The sequence below is a fragment of the Kitasatospora sp. NBC_00458 genome (genome assembly GCF_036013975.1).
Lineage (GTDB): Bacteria > Actinomycetota > Actinomycetes > Streptomycetales > Streptomycetaceae > Kitasatospora.
The window spans coordinates 2846341-2861558 of sequence record NZ_CP107904.1 but is presented as its reverse complement, the minus strand read 5'-3'; the positions used below and the strand labels follow the sequence as shown (position 1 = coordinate 2861558).

Below are 15218 nucleotides of genomic sequence, written 5' to 3'. Positions count from 1 at the left end.
TCTGGTCCTGTTCCTGTGCCGTACGGGGTGGTTCAGATCCGGTCCTGGGTCCGGACGGTCAGACCGAACTGGTCGGCGATGGTTTTCCACTTCGCCACGAAGTCCTTCTTCGCCTGGGTGGCCTGCGGGTTGAGCTCGTCCGCGCGCTTCTTGTCGGCGGTGTTCGGCGCCATGCCCGAGCAGCCCTGGGCGGCGACCGCCCGGGCCCAGCTCGCGTAGGCCCGGTCGACGTCGGCGGACAGCTGCCAGGCGGACTTCAGCGACTGCACCGCGTCCGCGCCGCCGGGCAGGTCCGTGACGGCCAGCGAGGCGAGCTTGGTCAGGAGCTGGTCGCGCTGCTTGGCGCCGTTGTCGAAGACCTGCGCGGCCGAGTCGATGTCGGGCTTGGCCGGGCAGCTGTTCACCTTCGCGACGGCACTGCCGATCGGCGCCTTCGCGCCCTCTCCCTGGGTCAGCAGCTCGTCCAGCGCCTTGGCCTGGCCCTGTGCGTTCGGGCCGCCCGCGGTGGGGCTGGGAGTCGCGCTCGGGCTCGCCGACGCGGTGTCGGAGGCGTCCGGAGTGGGCGCACCGGTGGCGTCGGTGGGTGCCGGGGCCGGCTGTGGGTTCCCGGACGGGGTGGAGGCGTCGGTGGTGGCCGAGGCCGGGGACGGGGCGGCCTGGTCGGTCGGGGAACCGTTGTCCCGGATCGCCCAGAGGATGCCTCCGCCCAGGGCCAGGACGAACAGCAGGGCGAAGGCGATCAGCAGCGGCGCGCGCTTGCTGCCCGGCCTGTCCTCGTCGTCGACGTCCTCGTAGCCGGTCGGGTAGTCCGCCTGCGGGTAGGGCTGGGGGTACCCGGGCTGGGGGTAGTCGGGTTGGGAGTGACCGGGCTGGGGGTGGCCCGGGTGCCCGCCCGGGTGTCCGCCGGGCTGGGCCGGGTACGGGGCGGCACCGGCGGGCCCCTGGCCGTACGGCGGCCGAGGGGGCTGCGACGGCTGCGACGGCTGGTCGTACGGCGTGCCGTACGGGGGCTGCGGAGGTACGGACTGGGGCGGGGCCGGCCGGGGCGGGACGGGCAGCGGGATCTGGGCGGTCGGGGCGTCGTAGCCGGGCGAGGGGGCCTGGGCGGAGCCGGGGGACGCGGCCAGGTACGGACGGGCGGCCAGCGGCGGGCCCTGGTCGCCCACGGCGCCGGCGGCGGGCTGCGGATGCGGATGCGGGGCGCCGGGGCCGGTGGCCGGGGCGGCCGGCGGGGTGCCCGGCGGGGTCGGCGGGCCGGTCGGTGCGGCGGGCTGCTGGGGGCCGCGCACCCAGCCGCCGGCGCCACCGCGGGCGGTCGGGTCCCAGACCGCCGGGGCGGTGTTCTGCTGGTCCGTCATTGCGCTAGCCCCCACGGTCTGCCCGGATGCTCTGCTGGTGTCGTGCGGCCGTGCCGCCGTCGCGGGCGCCCGCGACCGCGCGGACACCGTACCGTCCGCGCCCCCGCCCGACAGCCCCGGCACGACGTTAGAGCATCCGTGATCGCCGGGGTACGGGTCGGCCGATTCCCGGCCCCGTCCGGCGGCCTCCGTCCGGGAGGCCCTCGCTCGACCTCCGTCCGCCCGACACGCTCGGTCGGTCCGACACGCTCGGTCGGTCCGGTCCGGGGTGCCCGGCCCGGTGTGTCCGGCCCGGGGTGTCCGGTCCGTCCGGCCCGGTGGGGACGGTCCGGTGTGTCCGGCTCGGTGCGGACGGCCCGGCGGGGACCGCCCGGTGGACGGCTCAGGCGGTGGTGCGGCGCAGCACCCGCAGGGAACCCGTCACCGAGACCTCCTCGAACCCCTCGGCGAGCGCCCGCAGGTAGACCCGGTAGGGGGCCTGGCCGCCGTCGGCCGGGTCGGGGAAGACGTCGTGGACCACCAGCAGGCCCTCGGGCGCCAGGTGGGGGACCCAGCCCTCGTAGTCGCCGGTGGCGTGCTCGTCGGTGTGGCCGCCGTCGATGAAGAGCAGGGCGAGCCGACCGCCCCAGAGTGCCGCGATCTGCGGCGAACGGCCGACCAGGGCGACCACGTGGTCCTCCAGGCCCGCCGCGTGCAGGGTGCGTCGGAAACGGGGGAGGGTGTCCATCCGGCCCACCTCGGGGTCGACCAGGGTCGGGTCGTGGTACTCCCAGCCGGGCTGCTGCTCCTCGGAGCCCCGGTGGTGGTCGACGGTCAGGGCGACCGTGCCGGTCTCGCGGGCGGCGTCGGCGAGCAGGATCGCCGAGCGGCCGCAGTAGGTGCCGATCTCCAGCACCGGGAGGCCGGTGCGGCGGGCGGCGGTCACGGCGGCGGCGTACAGGGCGAGGCCCTCGTCCGCGGGCATGAACCCGGTCGCACCCTCGAACGCGGCCAGTACCTCGGGCCGGGGGCGCGCGGTCTCCAGGAGGTCGGACATGGTGCTGCTCCTCGGCGGGGGTGGTGGTTCGGTTCGTGCTCGCCGTCGGACCTTACTGGACGGTACGGCCCGAGGCCGACCCCCACCCCTCGTTGCTGCTCCCGCCGGAATATGTAGACCGGTCCATATATGTCGGTCGGTCTACTTAGTCGTGAATAAGTAGACCGACCGACATATTTTCTTGCGCTCGGCAGCTTCCGTGCGGTGCGCGGTGATGGGTTGCGGGCGTGGATTGAGGGGGCGCGTGGATCGCGGGGGCGCGGAGCGGGAGGGAGCGAAGGGGGAGGGGTCGGCGGAGGGGATCCGCGGCGCTGCAGGTCGCGGGCGGTGCCGCGGGGTGCGGCATCGGTCGACGCCGGGGTGCCGGCTTTCCCGCGGGCATCGCGGCGGCCGTGAATCTGCGCAGGTTTCTTGTCATAGCTAGTTTGCGATGCAAAGCTGACTGCATGACAGACGCATCGGTGCCGTCGTCGGGCGCCCCTCATGAAGTGCTCGCAAGTCTCGGTGATCTGACCCGTAGGGTCCGTGCCGCCCAGCGCGGCGCCTGGTTCCCCCTCCTCCTGTTCGGCGTGCTCACCCTCGGCGGGATCCTCGTCGACCGCCTGACCTTCAGCGTCGAGACCGTCACCACCTGCCCGGCCGCCCCCGGCACGTCGGACGCCGCCCTGGTGAGCTGCACCGTCGCCAAGCACGGGTCGCCGGCCTACTGGATGGTCGGGTTCGCCGTCGTCTACGCCGCGACCGCCCTCTACTACGTCCGCGGCTCCCGCAGGCGCGGGGTCGGGACCCCGGTCCTGCCCTACGTCCTCGCCGGGGCGGGGCTCGTCTCCCTGGTGGCCGCCACCGCGTTCTGGGGCGTCCGGTTCGGGGCGGAGCCGCCCGGGGTCCGGCTCGACTTCTGGGGCCTGCACCTCGACCCCCGGTCCGGGCTGACGCAGCTCCTCGAACGGTTCGTCGGCGACGCCGCCGCCGTCGGGCTGCCGCTGCTGGTGCTCGCCCGGGTGGAGCGCAGCCGCGCCCTGCTGCTCTTCGCCCTGGCCTACCTGCTCCTCGAACTGGCGCCGATCTCCACCGGCTGGACGGGGATCGCCCCCTCCTCGCCCTGGTCGGGCGTGCCCCGCCTGATCGTCCCCGGCCTGTTCCTCCTGATCGGGGCCCTCGGTTTCGCCCGGGCCCAGCTGCCCCGGCAGCGCGGCGCCTCATGACCGAAGAGCCCGATCGGCACCCCGTCAACGGCCTCGACGACGTCGTCCACCAGCGCGTTCGCCTCGGCATCCTCACCGTCGCCCACGAGGCGCGCCGCGTCGAGTTCGGCTTCCTCCGCACGGCACTCGGCCTCACCGCCGGAAACCTCAGCCAGCACCTGGCCGTCCTGGAGAAGGCCGGACTGGTCGAGATCGAGAAGGGCTACGAGGGTCGGCGCGCCCGTACCTGGCTCTCCCTCACCCCCGCCGGCGACCGCGCCCTCCGGGACGAGGTCACCCAGCTCAAGCGGCTCATCCAGCTGATCGAACAAGGCGGGTCGGCCACTCCGTAGAGCCGGTGGCACGGGGCCGGTGGCGGACGGGTTCCGGACGAGTCCGCGTCCAGGGGTGACGGGCCCGCACCGCACGGTGCGGGCCCGTCACCCCTGGGTCGTGCCGTGCCCGGGGCGCCCCGCGCGAGAAGTCGGATCGGCCGACTTCTCGCGCGGGACGGGGGCCGGGCGGGGCCGGGCGGGGCCGGGCGGTGGCCGGAAAGGCCGGGTGTCGGGAGGCGGTGAAACCCGTCGACGCCGGGGCCGAGTGGAACGTGTTCTACTCGGCCCCGGCGTGCCGTGCCAGAATCGGCCCGACCATCGATCCGAGGAGAACCGGAGCAGCCGCATGCGCGCAGCCATCCTGCACAAGACCGGCCAGGACACGCTGGACGTCCGCGACGACGTGGTGGCGGTCGGCTTCGGCCCGGGCAAGGTGAGGGTCCGGCTCCGTGCGGCCAGCCTCTGCCACTCGGACCTGTCGGCGATGAGCGGCGTGCTGCCGCAGCCGGCGCCGTTCGTCCCCGGCCACGAGGGCGCGGGGGACGTGGTCGAGGTCGGTGAGGGCGTGACGGACGTCGCCGTCGGGGACCGCGTGGTGCTCTGCTGGATGGCGCCCTGCGGCCGCTGCGCCCACTGCGAGCGCGGCCGGGGCCACCTCTGCGTGGCGAGCCTGCGGCGGCTCGGCGCACCCGGGTTCCGTTTCGGCGGCGGAGCCGGGGGAGCGGGGGGTGAGGCGCCCGTCGAGGCGTCCGGCTTCTACGGCACCGGCGCCTTCGCCGAGGAGGTCGTGGTCGAGCGCGACGCGGTCATCCCGGTGCCGGCCGACCTGCCGTACGAGTCGGCCGCGCTGATCGGCTGCGGCGTGACCACCGGGATCGGCGCCGCCGTCCACACCGCCCGGGTCGAGCCCGGCGCGTCGGTCGCGGTGATCGGCGCGGGCGGGGTGGGCGTGGCGGCGGTGCAGGGCGCGCGGGTGTGCGGCGCGGGCCGGGTCGCGGTGGTCGACCCGGTGGTCTCGCGCCGGGAGCGGGCGCTGTCCTTCGGCGCCACCGAGGCGCTCGCCCCCGAGGAGCTGAAGGCGGCGGCGAAGGGGCTGCCGGGCGGCGGGTTCGACTACGTCTTCGAGGCGGTCGGCCGCTCGTCCACCGTCCGGGCGGGGTACGACGCGGCCCGGCGCGGCGGCGCGGTCGTGGTGATCGGCGCCGGGGCGCAGGACGACCTGGCGAAGTTCAGCATGGGGGAGCTGTTCTTCAACGAGAAGCGGCTGCTGCCCTCGCTGTACGGCGGGGCGTCGGTGCCCCGCACCGTCGCGCTGGTGGTGGAGCTGTGGCGGGCCGGGCGGATCGATCTGGCGGGGATGGTCACGCACCGGGTCGGGCTGGCGGACGTCAACGAGGCACTTGCCCAGATGCGGGGCGGCGAGGCGCTGCGGACGGTCGTGACGCTGGACTGATCCGGGGGCCGCCGCCCCGGGCCCGGCCCGGAGCCGGGCCGCCCGGAGGACGGCGCAGGGCCCGCCGGGTGTCCGGCGGGCCCTGTCACGGGGTGGTGCTGCGGGATCAGCCCCGGCCGGCGGCGGCGCGGTGCCGGCCGTGCGGGTCGGCCTCGGGGGCGTCGTCGGCGGCGGACCGGCCACGGTGGCGACCGTGCGACGCGCTGTCCTCGGCCGTGGTCTCGTCGGCGTCGGCCCGGTAGGTCGCGGGTCCGGTGGTGTCGGTGAGGGTGTCGGACATCAGAATCGTCTTTTCCGTGCGAGGGTGCGGGTGCTTCGGCGCCCGGTCGTCACCGTCGGCGTGGCCGGGGCCCGGTCGGGCCCTCGACCCGAGTGGCGTCGCCCGGGCGTCTCCGGGCACGCGGCCCGTGATCGCGGCCCCGTGCCCCGGCCACCTTAGCCGCCGGTGGGGGCGGGATCCTATCGAGATCACGACGGCCCGACCCGGCGCGCGGCACGGCCCCGGACGTCCTGCTCCGGGGCCGCCCCCGGGTGCCGGACACGCGGCGTCGCCGGACGCATCGCCGGTGCCGTGTCCGACTCCGGCCGGTGGCCGCCCGGTTCGCGGTGGAGCGGTTCGTGGTGGAACGGCGTCGGAACCATCGGCCCGCGACGGCGGCGGGTCTCTCTCCCCCGGGCGCCGGGCGGGCACCGGGCGGGAAGCGGTGGATCCGGGGCCCGGGGCGGAAGTCGGCGTTCGCAGCGCGGGATCGCAGCGGCGACGGACGGCCGGGCCGGGACGCGGAGCAACCCGAGGCCGCCCGGTCCGCCGGTCCTTCGGAGCCCGGCGGGCCTGTCGGGGCGGCGGGTTGGGCGTCACGGCGGGTGGGCCCGGAGACGAGGCGGAGAGAGGGGGCAAGGGAGCGCCGCACCGGGGCGGCCCGGCCCTACCCTGGCCGGCCGGTGCGCAGGAACGCGGCGAGCAGTTCGTGCAGGACGGCGCCGCCCTCCTCGGCCAGTACCTCGTGCCCGGCGCCGGCCGCCTCCACGTACCGGAAGTCGGCCCCCTCGGTGCGGCCGATCCGCAGCAACTCGTGCCGCAGCGAACGGGACTGGCTCACCGGGACCACCTCGTCCCGGTCGCCGTGCACCACCAGCAGCGGGGCGCCGATCCGGTGGGTGAGCTGGAGGACGTCGCGCGGGCCGCGGGCGTCCGCGATCGGTTCCCCGCCGCCCAGCCGGGTGGTCAACGACCGCACCGGGGTGGCGGCTTCGGCGAGCAGCCGGGCGCCGGACAGGAACGGTGCCACCACCGCGCAGCGGGACACGTGCTCGGCCGGCGCGTGCGCCGCCGCGAGCAGCGAGAGGAACGCGCCGTAGCTGACCCCGAACAGGGCCGGCGGTTCCAGGCCGAGCGCCGAGCGCTGACCCGCGATGCCCTCCAGCAGGTAGAGGACGTCGTCGAGGTCCGGGCCGCCCCACGCGCCCCTGATGGCCATCGCGTGCGCCAACCCGTAACCGGTGGAGCCGCGTTGATTCGGCGCGAGCACCGCCAGCCCCTCGGCGGCCATCCGCTGCAGGGCCGGGTCGAACTCCAGCCGCCATGCGTCCGCCGGGCCGCCGTGCAGGGCGAGCACCAGGTGCGGGCTGCTCAGCCAGGAGTCCCCGCCGTACACCACGGCTTCCAACGGTCCCGCCGGTCCCGCGAGTTCGAGGCTCTGGGCGGGATGCCACCGGCCGCCGTCGCCGGGCGGGGTGGAGCCGTCCAACCGCCAGCCGGGCGGTGGAGTCCGGGTGTCGGTGCGCGGGGCACCCGGCTGCCAGGGCAGGACGGTGTCCCGCCACGGCCCGTGCGGGCCGGTGCCGAGCGGCGCCAGTTGCAGCGGGAGCGGCGCCGGGCCGGACGTGGCGGCCGCCGGGCCGTGCGCCAGCAGCGCGTCCACGTCCAGGGTGGCGAGTGCCGTCGGGTGGTCGGGCGCCGAGTACGGGATCCGCAGTCCCGCCGCCGACCAGTGCCCGACCGCGCCGAGCCGCCCCGGCGGGACCGGCAGCGGATCCAGCCTCCCGACGGCGGGCCGCCAGAGGGCCAGCGAGGAACCGGCGCCGTGGTCGACCTGGATCACCACCCGGCCCCCGTCGGCGGCCGGACGCAGCGCCACCGGGCGCAGGAACATGCCCGTCACGTGCAGGCACTCCGGGAACCGCAGCGGCTCGCCGCCGCCCAGCGCGCCCCAGCCCAGCCGGTCGGTGCCGGGCGCGTCGCTGCGCACCATCGCGAACCGGCTGTCCGGGTCGAAGAGCACCAGCCGGTCGTTGCTGCGCTCGCCGATCTCCAGCAGCGGGGTGACCGTGCCGGTGCGCAGGTCCAGCACCACGGTGCGGACCAGGCCGTCGCCCACCCGGTCGAGCGCCAGCAGTGCGCCGGTGCGGTCGAGCCAGACGCCACCGCCGTGCAGCCCGGGGATCTCCGCGATCCGGTGCGGCGCCGAGCCGTCGGCGCGCACCAGCCAGACCGTGGTGCCCGGGCGGGTGTCGGTGCCCAGCGCCAGCGCGACCGGCGCCCGGGGGCCGGACGGCGCGCCCGCCGGCAGGGGGAGGAGGCGCAGCCCCGGTGCCCGCAGGGTGGCCAACGGCCGCTCGGCGGTGACGAGTCGGCCCTCCTGGTCGGTGGCGTCGGACAGCGTCACCAGGTCGTGCCGGTCGCCGTCGTGCCGGCAGACCAGGACCGAACCGTCCGGCAGCGCGACCAGTTGGGAGCGGACGTTCTCGGAGCGGCTGCCGGGGAGGTGGAGCCCGGCGGGCGCGGCGGGGCCGTCCGGCGGCAGGCGCCAACTCTCCACGTACCAGCCGCCGTCGGCGGCGGAGGCGAGGCAGGCGGCGTGGCTGCCGTCGGCCGAGAAGGTGAAGCCGAGCCGGCGCAGCGCCTGCGTCGCGGTCCGGGTGGCCACGTTCATGCCGTACTCGCCTCCGCCGGGCCGGGAGGTCCGGGAGCAGGGTCGGGGGTGGGGCTCGCAGCAGGGTCGGATGCCGGGCCGGGCGCCCGGCCGACCCCGGGTTCGGGTGCCGGGTCGAAGGCGGGGTGACCGGTGACGGTGAACGGGGCGACCGGGTCCGTCCAGAGCCGCGGGCCGCCGTGCCGCAACCGCAGCAGGAAGGCCAGCGGACCCGCGGTTCCGGTGCCGTACGCGGCGGCGCACCCGGTGCCGGTCTCGTCGGGCAGGACCAGCAGGCCGTCGCGCAGCGCCGAGCGGGCGGCGATCAGGCCGCCCAACTCGTCGGCGGCGGCCCGGAACTCGTGGTCGCCGGTGGCCCCGGCCAGGTCGAGCAGGTACTCGCCGTTCCCGGCGAGCCCGTGGCAGGCGGTGGTGCCGCTGTGCCACCGCCCGGCGGCGACGGCCCGGCCGGCGGCCAGGGCCAGCCGGTGGGCGTCCGGGTCGCCGGTGGCCTGCCAGAGCCGGAGCAGGAAGGTGCCCGCACCGGAGGAGCCGCTGCACCAGTGCGCGAGCCGGACGTGCCCGGGGTCGACGGCGCTCCGCGGCCACCAGGCGGTCTCACCGGAGCCGTTCCGGTCGAGCCGGGCGGTGGCGGCGAGCGTGTGCCCGGCCGCCACCGCGCCGTCGAGCAGCGCGCGGTCACCGGTGGCTCCGGCCGCGGCCAGCAGGAAGGCGCCGACGCCCGCGACGCCGTGGGCGAAGCCGAGGTGGGTGATCCCGGCGAGGGCGGAGTCGAAGTCCTCCGGCACCGGCCACACCGTGCCGTACGGCGCCTGCCGCGCGGCCGCCAGCAGGCCGTGCCCGCAGCGGGAGGCCCGGTCGAGGAACACCGCGGCGTCCGGACCGGCCCCGTACTGCGCCCGGTCGTCGTGCGCCGCGCCGTCGTACGCCGCGCCGGACGACCGCACGGCGCTGGACGGCGCCGGGGCGTGGGCGGGAGCTCCGGCGGCCGCTGCGGGACCGGCCGCCGCGTGCGGCGAGGCCTCCGCGGCGAAGCGGAGCTGGAGGAAGCCGGCACCGGCCGCGCCGTGGCAGACGTCGGGGTTGGGCCACTCGACGGCTATCCGCCCGGCGAGTTCCGCCGCCCGTCCGGCCAGCGCGCGGTCGCCCAGCGCACCGGCGGCGTCCAGCAGCGCCCAGGCGGCGCCGGACCGGCCGAAGTGCAGGCCGGGCAGCACCACCGGTTCGGCGGCGCAGCGCCGTTCGATCCACTCGGCGGCGGTCCGGGCCGTCGTGCGGGCCACGGCCCGGACCTCGGCCGGGAGCCCGCCGGTCCCGGCCGCCCGGGCGAGGACGGCCAGCACTCCGGCCGCCCCGTGTTGCACGTTGCACGGGTCCGACCGCTCACCGGCCGGGACCACCGGCCAGAGCCGGTCCCGTCGCAGGGGCGTCGCGGTGGCGGCGAGGTGGCGCAGGCCGTCGTGCAGGATCCGGTCGACGACCCCGCTGTCGGAACTGTCGGCGAGGCCGGTGCTGTCGGTGAAGTCGGAGGGGTTGCCGGCTCCCTGGACGCCCGGCCCGGACGGGTGACGGCGGACGGCCTGCGGGGCGGCGTCGTTGCCCAAGCCGTTGCCGTTGCCGTTGCCGTTGCCGAAGCCGAAGCCGGGGCCTGAGCCGGGGCCGCTGGGAAGGAAGTCGAAGCCGGGGGCGGCACCGGCCCGGGCTCGCGGCGTGCCCTGCTCGGAGAGCCAGGGGGAGTGGTCGTCCGGCGGGGCCGCGCCGCCGACGTCCCGGGAACCCGCCGCGTCAGCAGACCCGTGCCCGTGTGCCGACCCGTGCCCGTGTGCGTGCCCGTGCCCGTGCGGGTCCGCCGCCGTCCCCGCGTCCGCCGTGGGCCCCGCCCCGGCCCCCGCCCCCGGCGCCGTCAGTGACTCCCGGGCGCGGGCCACCCCCCACCGCCGCCGGGGCTCCTCCGCGCGGAGCCCCAGGACGGCGGGCGCGAGCCGGCGGGCGGTGCTGCCGGAGCGTGCTGCGAGGGACAGCCAGCGGCCCAGGCGGTCGGCGACCGGCCGGGCGCGCGGGAGGTCCTCGGGCAGCAGCGGGTCGTGGCCGGTGGCGAGCAGGAAGAAGAGGCCTCCGAGCGCGTGGAGGTCGGCCTCCGGTTCGGCGGTGCAGGCGCCGTCGGTGACCAGGGTGAGCCGCCCGGGCCCCTGTTCGGGGGCACGGTAGCCGGGGGTGCCGGCCGAGCGGGACCGGCTGCCCGCCTCGGCGGCGAGTTCCAGGTCGACCAGGCGCAGCGAGCCGTCGGGCAGGACGAGCACGTTGCCGGGGGAGAGGTCCCGCAGGACGAGTCCCTGCTCGTGCACCCGCTCGACCAGGTCGAGCAGGGCGTGGGCGACCGGTCCGGCCTCGGCCCAGTCGACGCCGGGACTGCCGTCGCGGCGCAGCCGGGCCGCGATCCAGCCGCCGAGCGACTGTCCGGCGATTCGTTCCTGCACGAGGAACAGCGAGTCGTCCTGTTCGACGAGTTCGACCGGGCGCGGCGCGAGCCCCTGCCCGTCGAGCCGGGCCAGCAGGGCGGCCTCGTGCCGCAGCGCGGTGCGGGCGTCGGTGCCGGCGCGGTCCACCTCGGTGTGGGCGCGCGCCTGCTTGACCACGACCTCCTCGCCGCCGTCGGTGTCGCGCCCGAGGAAGACGCCGCCCCTGGCGCCGTGCCGGATGGCCCCGGTGACCACGTACCGTCCGGCCAGCAGGACCCCGCCGCTGCCGCGCCGCCGGGCCGGGGGTCTGCCCGCGCCGGGCCGCCCGTCCGGGGAGGGGTCCGGCACCAGCGGGTCGCGGGCCCACGGCGGGCAGCGGTACGGCGCCCCGCGCACGTCCTCGACGCGTTCGCCGCCGGGCCCGCGCAGCATGGACCGGTAGCCGCCGTCGTTGCCGAGTTCGGCACGGGCCGCGATGGCGCCGTACCGGTAGTGGACGAGGCTGCCGGGCCGGTACGGGCGGTCGGAGAGCACCACCGGGCCGGGCAGGCCGTCGGTGGCGCGGTGGAGTGCGGCGGCCAGCCGTCGGAACTGCGGTTCGCCGTCCGGGTAGACGGTGATGAACTTGCCCGCGGAACCGCGGTCGCCGTTGCGCGAGTTGAGCTCGTGCAGCTGGGCGGCCCCGGCGGCGAACCTGAACGTGCACGGGTCCTCGGCCAGGACCTCGGTGACGGCCGCGAGGACGGCGCCGCCGACCGCGGAGGCGGCGCTGACGTGGAGTTTCCAGCCTTCGCCGGCGAGTTCGCCGGCGGACGGCCTGGCCGTGCACCAGAAGCCCTCGGCGGTGACCTGCCAGTCACCGCCGCCTCCCCGGGCCCCGGTACGGGCCAGTGCCGCCCGCGTCATCCCGGGCCACGGTCCGGCCGCTTCCGCCCCGTGGTCCGCCGAGTCCGTGCCCCCGGCCGTACGCAGCGATGTGCCCGCTCGCATCCGCCACCACATCCCTTCGTCTGGGCCGGTGCCACGACGGTGCCCACTGCTCCGGCACCGGGGCACACGGCCACGGCCTGCATCGGTCCCTCGGAATGGAGCGGGAGCCCTGCCCGGGCCGCCTCCGCCCGGGCCGTGTTCGCCCCGGGGCGCGGCGGGCCCGGTCGTGCGCGCCCCGGCCGCGTCCGCCCCGGCCGCCCGGAACCGGTCCGGCCCGGGCCTGACGGTCCCGCGGGCTCGTCCCCGCGGTCCGGCGGTCCGGCGGAGCGCCTCCCGTCCTCGGGTCGAGGCAACTCCCGTTCGCAGGAGTGAAGTTACTTTCGGTAGTGGGGGATGCTCAACGCGAAACCAGTCACTTCACTCGTAAGGGTGATCTGAGCACCGTTTCGAATTCGTGCGAGCCGCCCCGTGTGTGCGGCGCGCGCCCTGCGGCCCGGCGCGAACCGCCCCCGGGCGCCCGCCGGGTCGCGCCCGCCGCCCGCCTCCGCACCCCGAACCACAGGTTGACGCGCACCTGTACGCCCCGCTCCGCCCCGGCGGCCGTGCGAACCGGGCGGCCCGGCCGCCCCGCGCGCACGGTAGTCTCGACAGGTGCCGAAACTGTCCGACGTCATCGCCGCCCTCGAAGAGCTGTACCCGCCGCAGTGGGCGGAGTCCTGGGACGCCGTCGGCCTGGTCTGCGGAGACCCTCAGGCCGAGGTCCGCCGCGTGCTGTTCGCCGTCGACCCCGTGCAGGCGGTCGTCGACGAGGCCGTCGAGTGGGGGGCCGACCTGGTCGTCACCCACCATCCGCTCTACCTGCGCGGCACCACGACCGTCGCCGCGACCGGCTTCAAGGGCCGCGCCGTGCACACCCTGATCCGCAACGGGATCGCCCTGCACGTGGCCCACACCAACGCCGACCACGCCGACCCGGGCGTCTCGGACGCGCTCGCCGAGGCGGTCGGCGTCACCGTGACCGGTCCGCTGGTTCCGGACCCGACCGACCCGCTGGGCCGGCGCGGCGGCGGACGGGTCGGCCTGCTGGAGCCCCCGCTGCCGCTCGCCGCCTTCGCCGCGAAGGTCGCCGCCGGCCTGCCGGCCACCGCCGCCGGGGTCCGGGTCTCCGGCGACCCGAACCGCCTGGTCAGCCGGGTCGCGGTGTGCGGCGGCTCCGGCGACGGCTTCCTCGCGGAGGTGCGCGCGGCCGGCGTCGACGCCTACCTGACCGCCGACCTGCGCCACCACCCGGCCTCGGAGGCCGCCGAGGCGGCGCCGATCGCCCTGGTCGACGCCGCGCACTGGGCCACCGAGTGGCCCTGGCTCGGCCTGGCCGAGCGGGCGCTGCACGGCGCCGGCGAGAAGCGCGGCTGGGCCGTGGAGACGAAGGTCTCCCACACGGTCACCGACCCGTGGACCGCGCACGCCCCCATGTCCTTCCCCGCCTGACCCGATTCACAGGAGCTCTCCGCTTGAACGCCGCGCCCGCCGACCAGATCCGCCTGCTCGACCTCCAGGCCATCGACTCCAAGCTCGACCAGCTGGCCCACCGGCGGCGCAGCCTGCCCGAGCACGCCGAGATCGAGAAGGTCAACGCCGACCACACCGCGCTCAAGGACCTCGTCGTCGCCGCCCAGGCCCAGCACGGCGACACCACCCGCGAGCTGACCAAGGCCGAGCAGGACGTGGAGCAGGTCCGCGCCCGGTCCGCCCGCAACCAGCAGCGCCTGGACTCCGGCGCGATCACCTCGCCGAAGGACCTGGAGAACCTCCAGCACGAGATCGGTTCGCTGGCCAAGCGCCAGGGCGATCTGGAGGACGTCGTGCTGGAGATCATGGAGCGGCTGGAGTCCGCGACGACCCGGGTCACCGAGCTGACCGCGCGGCTGGAGCACTCCACCGTCGTGCTGACCGAGGCCGAGGGCCGCCGGGACGCCGCGTTCGCCGAGATCGACACCGAGGTGGAGAAGATCCGGCGCGACCGCGAGACCGTCGTCGCCGTCGTCCCGGCCGACCTGCTGAAGGTCTACACCCGCCTGCGCGAGCAGCAGGGCGGCGTCGGCGCGGCCCGCCTCTACCAGCGCCGCTGCGAGGGCTGCCGCACCGAGTTCTCCATCACCGAGCTGAACGCCATCAAGGCCGAGCCCGCCGACAGGGTGGTCCGTTGCGAGAACTGCGGGCGGATCCTGGTCCGCACCGCCGACTCGGGCGCCTGAACCGGTGGCGGGTCGCAGGTTCGTCGTCGAGGCTGACGGGGGGTCCCGGGGCAACCCGGGGCCGGCCGGCTACGGCGCCGTCGTCCGTGACGGCGACACCGGCCGGATCATCGCCGAGGCGGCCGAGTTCATCGGCCACGCCACCAACAACGTGGCGGAGTACAAGGGGCTGATCGCCGGGCTGAAGGCGGCCCGGGACATCGATCCGGACGCCTCGGTGGACGTCCGGATGGACTCCAAGCTGGTCGTCGAGCAGATGTCCGGGCGCTGGAAGATCAAGCACCCGGACATGCAGCCGCTCGCCGCCGAGGCGCGGACCGTCCTGCCGCGCGGGCAGGTCAAGTACACCTGGATCCCGCGCGAGCGGAACAAGGACGCCGACCGGCTCGCCAACGAGGCGATGGACGCGGGCAAGGCCGGCCGCCAGTGGGAGCCCAAGGCCCCCAAGGCCGTCGCCGTCGTCGACGAACCGCCGCTGGAGACCGCCGCCCCCAAGGCCGGCTGGGCGGGCGACGCCGACCTCGGCACCCCGACCACGTTCGTGCTGCTCCGGCACGGCGAGACCCACCTGACCCCGGAGAAGCGGTTCTCCGGCAGCGGCGGCACCGACCCGGAGCTCTCGGAGAAGGGCCGCTGGCAGGCCGAGCGGGCCGCCGAGTCGCTGGCCCTGCGCGGCTCGGTGCAGGCCGTGGTCGCGTCGCCGATGCTCCGCACCCGGCAGACCGCCGAGACGGTCGCCGCCCGGCTCGGCCTCGACGTCCGGTACGAGGAGGGGCTGCGCGAGGTCGACTTCGGGGCCTGGGAGGGGCTGACCTTCGGCGAGGTCCAGGAGCGGTACCCGGAGGACCTCTCCGCCTGGCTCGGCTCCGCCAAGGCCAAGCCGACCGGCGGCGGCGAGAGCTTCACCACCCTCACCCACCGGGTCGGGGTGGCCCGGGACAAGGTCCTCGCCCGCTACCCCGGGAAGACCGTGCTGGTCGTCTCGCACGTCAGCCCGATCAAGACGCTGGTCCGGCTGGCGCTCGGCGCCCCGCCGGACTCGCTGTACCGGATGGAGCTGTCCGCCGCCTCGATCTGCGCCGTCCAGTACTACGCGGACGGCAACGCCTCGCTGCGGCTGCTCAACGACACCGCGCACCTGCGCTGAACCGCGCGGACGCGCGCCCGGGCGCGCGGCACCCCTGGAAGGGCCGGTCGGACGACCGGCCCTTCGGCGTTCGTGCCGGTGTCCGGGCCCGGGTCCGTGTCCCGGTCCGTGTCCCGGCTTGTGTCCCG

At 76.6% G+C, this 15218-nt stretch carries 11 protein-coding genes; 6 read left to right on the top strand and 5 right to left on the bottom strand.

The features are described 5' to 3' along the window. Positions 1 to 32: 32 nt before the first annotated feature. Both OG550_RS11220 and OG550_RS11215 read right to left on the bottom strand, forming a co-directional pair. Complete coding sequence (locus tag OG550_RS11220) at positions 33 to 1358, bottom strand: hypothetical protein (RefSeq protein ID WP_327676560.1); 1326 nt, start codon at positions 1356 to 1358, stop codon at positions 33 to 35. 382 nt (positions 1359 to 1740) lie between these two features. Then, on the bottom strand, positions 1741 to 2394 hold the full coding sequence (locus OG550_RS11215) for a class I SAM-dependent methyltransferase (protein ID WP_327676559.1): 654 nt from the start codon (positions 2392 to 2394) through the stop codon (positions 1741 to 1743). A gap of 446 nt (positions 2395 to 2840) precedes the next feature. On the opposite strand from OG550_RS11215, the gene OG550_RS11210 reads away from it, so the two are divergent. The 3 genes from OG550_RS11210 to OG550_RS11200 all read left to right on the top strand — a co-directional run bounded on the left by OG550_RS11210 (position 2841) and on the right by OG550_RS11200 (position 5366). Beyond that, positions 2841 to 3599, top strand: a complete 759-nt coding sequence (locus tag OG550_RS11210; protein ID WP_327676558.1) for a hypothetical protein — start codon at positions 2841 to 2843, stop codon at positions 3597 to 3599. Beyond that, positions 3596 to 3931, top strand: a complete 336-nt coding sequence (locus OG550_RS11205; RefSeq protein WP_327676557.1) for a transcriptional regulator — start codon at positions 3596 to 3598, stop codon at positions 3929 to 3931. The genes OG550_RS11210 and OG550_RS11205 overlap by 4 nt, the downstream gene beginning before the upstream one ends. Positions 3932 to 4259: 328 nt before the next feature. Beyond that, a complete protein-coding gene (locus OG550_RS11200; RefSeq protein WP_327676556.1) occupies positions 4260 to 5366 on the top strand; it encodes an alcohol dehydrogenase catalytic domain-containing protein in 1107 nt (368 codons plus the stop codon). A gap of 106 nt (positions 5367 to 5472) precedes the next feature. Here OG550_RS11200 and OG550_RS11195 read toward each other — a convergent pair whose 3' ends face one another. The 3 genes from OG550_RS11195 to OG550_RS11185 all read right to left on the bottom strand — a co-directional run bounded on the left by OG550_RS11195 (position 5473) and on the right by OG550_RS11185 (position 11664). Next, entirely contained in the window at positions 5473 to 5646 is a 174-nt protein-coding gene (locus OG550_RS11195; protein WP_327676555.1) for a hypothetical protein, read from the bottom strand. A 646-nt stretch (positions 5647 to 6292) separates the two neighbouring features. Further along, entirely contained in the window at positions 6293 to 8299 is a 2007-nt protein-coding gene (locus tag OG550_RS11190; RefSeq protein ID WP_327676554.1) for a S9 family peptidase, read from the bottom strand. Then, positions 8296 to 11664, bottom strand: coding sequence for a class III lanthionine synthetase LanKC N-terminal domain-containing protein (locus tag OG550_RS11185; RefSeq protein WP_327676553.1), 3369 nt, complete (start codon positions 11662 to 11664; stop codon positions 8296 to 8298). The genes OG550_RS11190 and OG550_RS11185 overlap by 4 nt, the downstream gene beginning before the upstream one ends. A 675-nt stretch (positions 11665 to 12339) precedes the next feature. On the opposite strand from OG550_RS11185, the gene OG550_RS11180 reads away from it, so the two are divergent. Genes OG550_RS11180 through OG550_RS11170 form a run of 3 tightly spaced genes read left to right on the top strand, consistent with a single transcriptional unit; the run spans position 12340 to position 15090 of the window. Beyond that, positions 12340 to 13176 carry a Nif3-like dinuclear metal center hexameric protein gene (locus OG550_RS11180; RefSeq protein ID WP_327676552.1) on the top strand — a complete coding sequence of 279 codons (837 nt, stop codon included), beginning with the start codon at positions 12340 to 12342 and terminating at the stop codon, positions 13174 to 13176. A 23-nt stretch (positions 13177 to 13199) separates the two neighbouring features. Next, positions 13200 to 13943 (top strand): zinc ribbon domain-containing protein, encoded by a 744-nt coding sequence (locus OG550_RS11175; protein WP_327676551.1) that lies wholly within the window; start codon positions 13200 to 13202, stop codon positions 13941 to 13943. Between the two features lie 4 nt (positions 13944 to 13947). Beyond that, the gene (locus OG550_RS11170) at positions 13948 to 15090 is read left to right on the top strand and encodes a bifunctional RNase H/acid phosphatase (RefSeq protein ID WP_327676550.1); all 1143 of its coding nucleotides are present in this window, start codon (positions 13948 to 13950) and stop codon (positions 15088 to 15090) included. Positions 15091 to 15218: the final 128 nt, after the last annotated feature.

Coding starts and splice junctions, on each gene's coding strand:
- OG550_RS11220 (WP_327676560.1), bottom strand. CDS start 1,358: ATGACGGACCAGCAGAACACCGCCCCGGCGGTCTGGGACCCGACCGCC.
- OG550_RS11215 (WP_327676559.1), bottom strand. CDS start 2,394: ATGTCCGACCTCCTGGAGACCGCGCGCCCCCGGCCCGAGGTACTGGCC.
- OG550_RS11210 (WP_327676558.1), top strand. CDS start 2,841: ATGACAGACGCATCGGTGCCGTCGTCGGGCGCCCCTCATGAAGTGCTC.
- OG550_RS11205 (WP_327676557.1), top strand. CDS start 3,596: ATGACCGAAGAGCCCGATCGGCACCCCGTCAACGGCCTCGACGACGTC.
- OG550_RS11200 (WP_327676556.1), top strand. CDS start 4,260: ATGCGCGCAGCCATCCTGCACAAGACCGGCCAGGACACGCTGGACGTC.
- OG550_RS11195 (WP_327676555.1), bottom strand. CDS start 5,646: ATGTCCGACACCCTCACCGACACCACCGGACCCGCGACCTACCGGGCC.
- OG550_RS11190 (WP_327676554.1), bottom strand. CDS start 8,299: ATGAACGTGGCCACCCGGACCGCGACGCAGGCGCTGCGCCGGCTCGGC.
- OG550_RS11185 (WP_327676553.1), bottom strand. CDS start 11,664: ATGACGCGGGCGGCACTGGCCCGTACCGGGGCCCGGGGAGGCGGCGGT.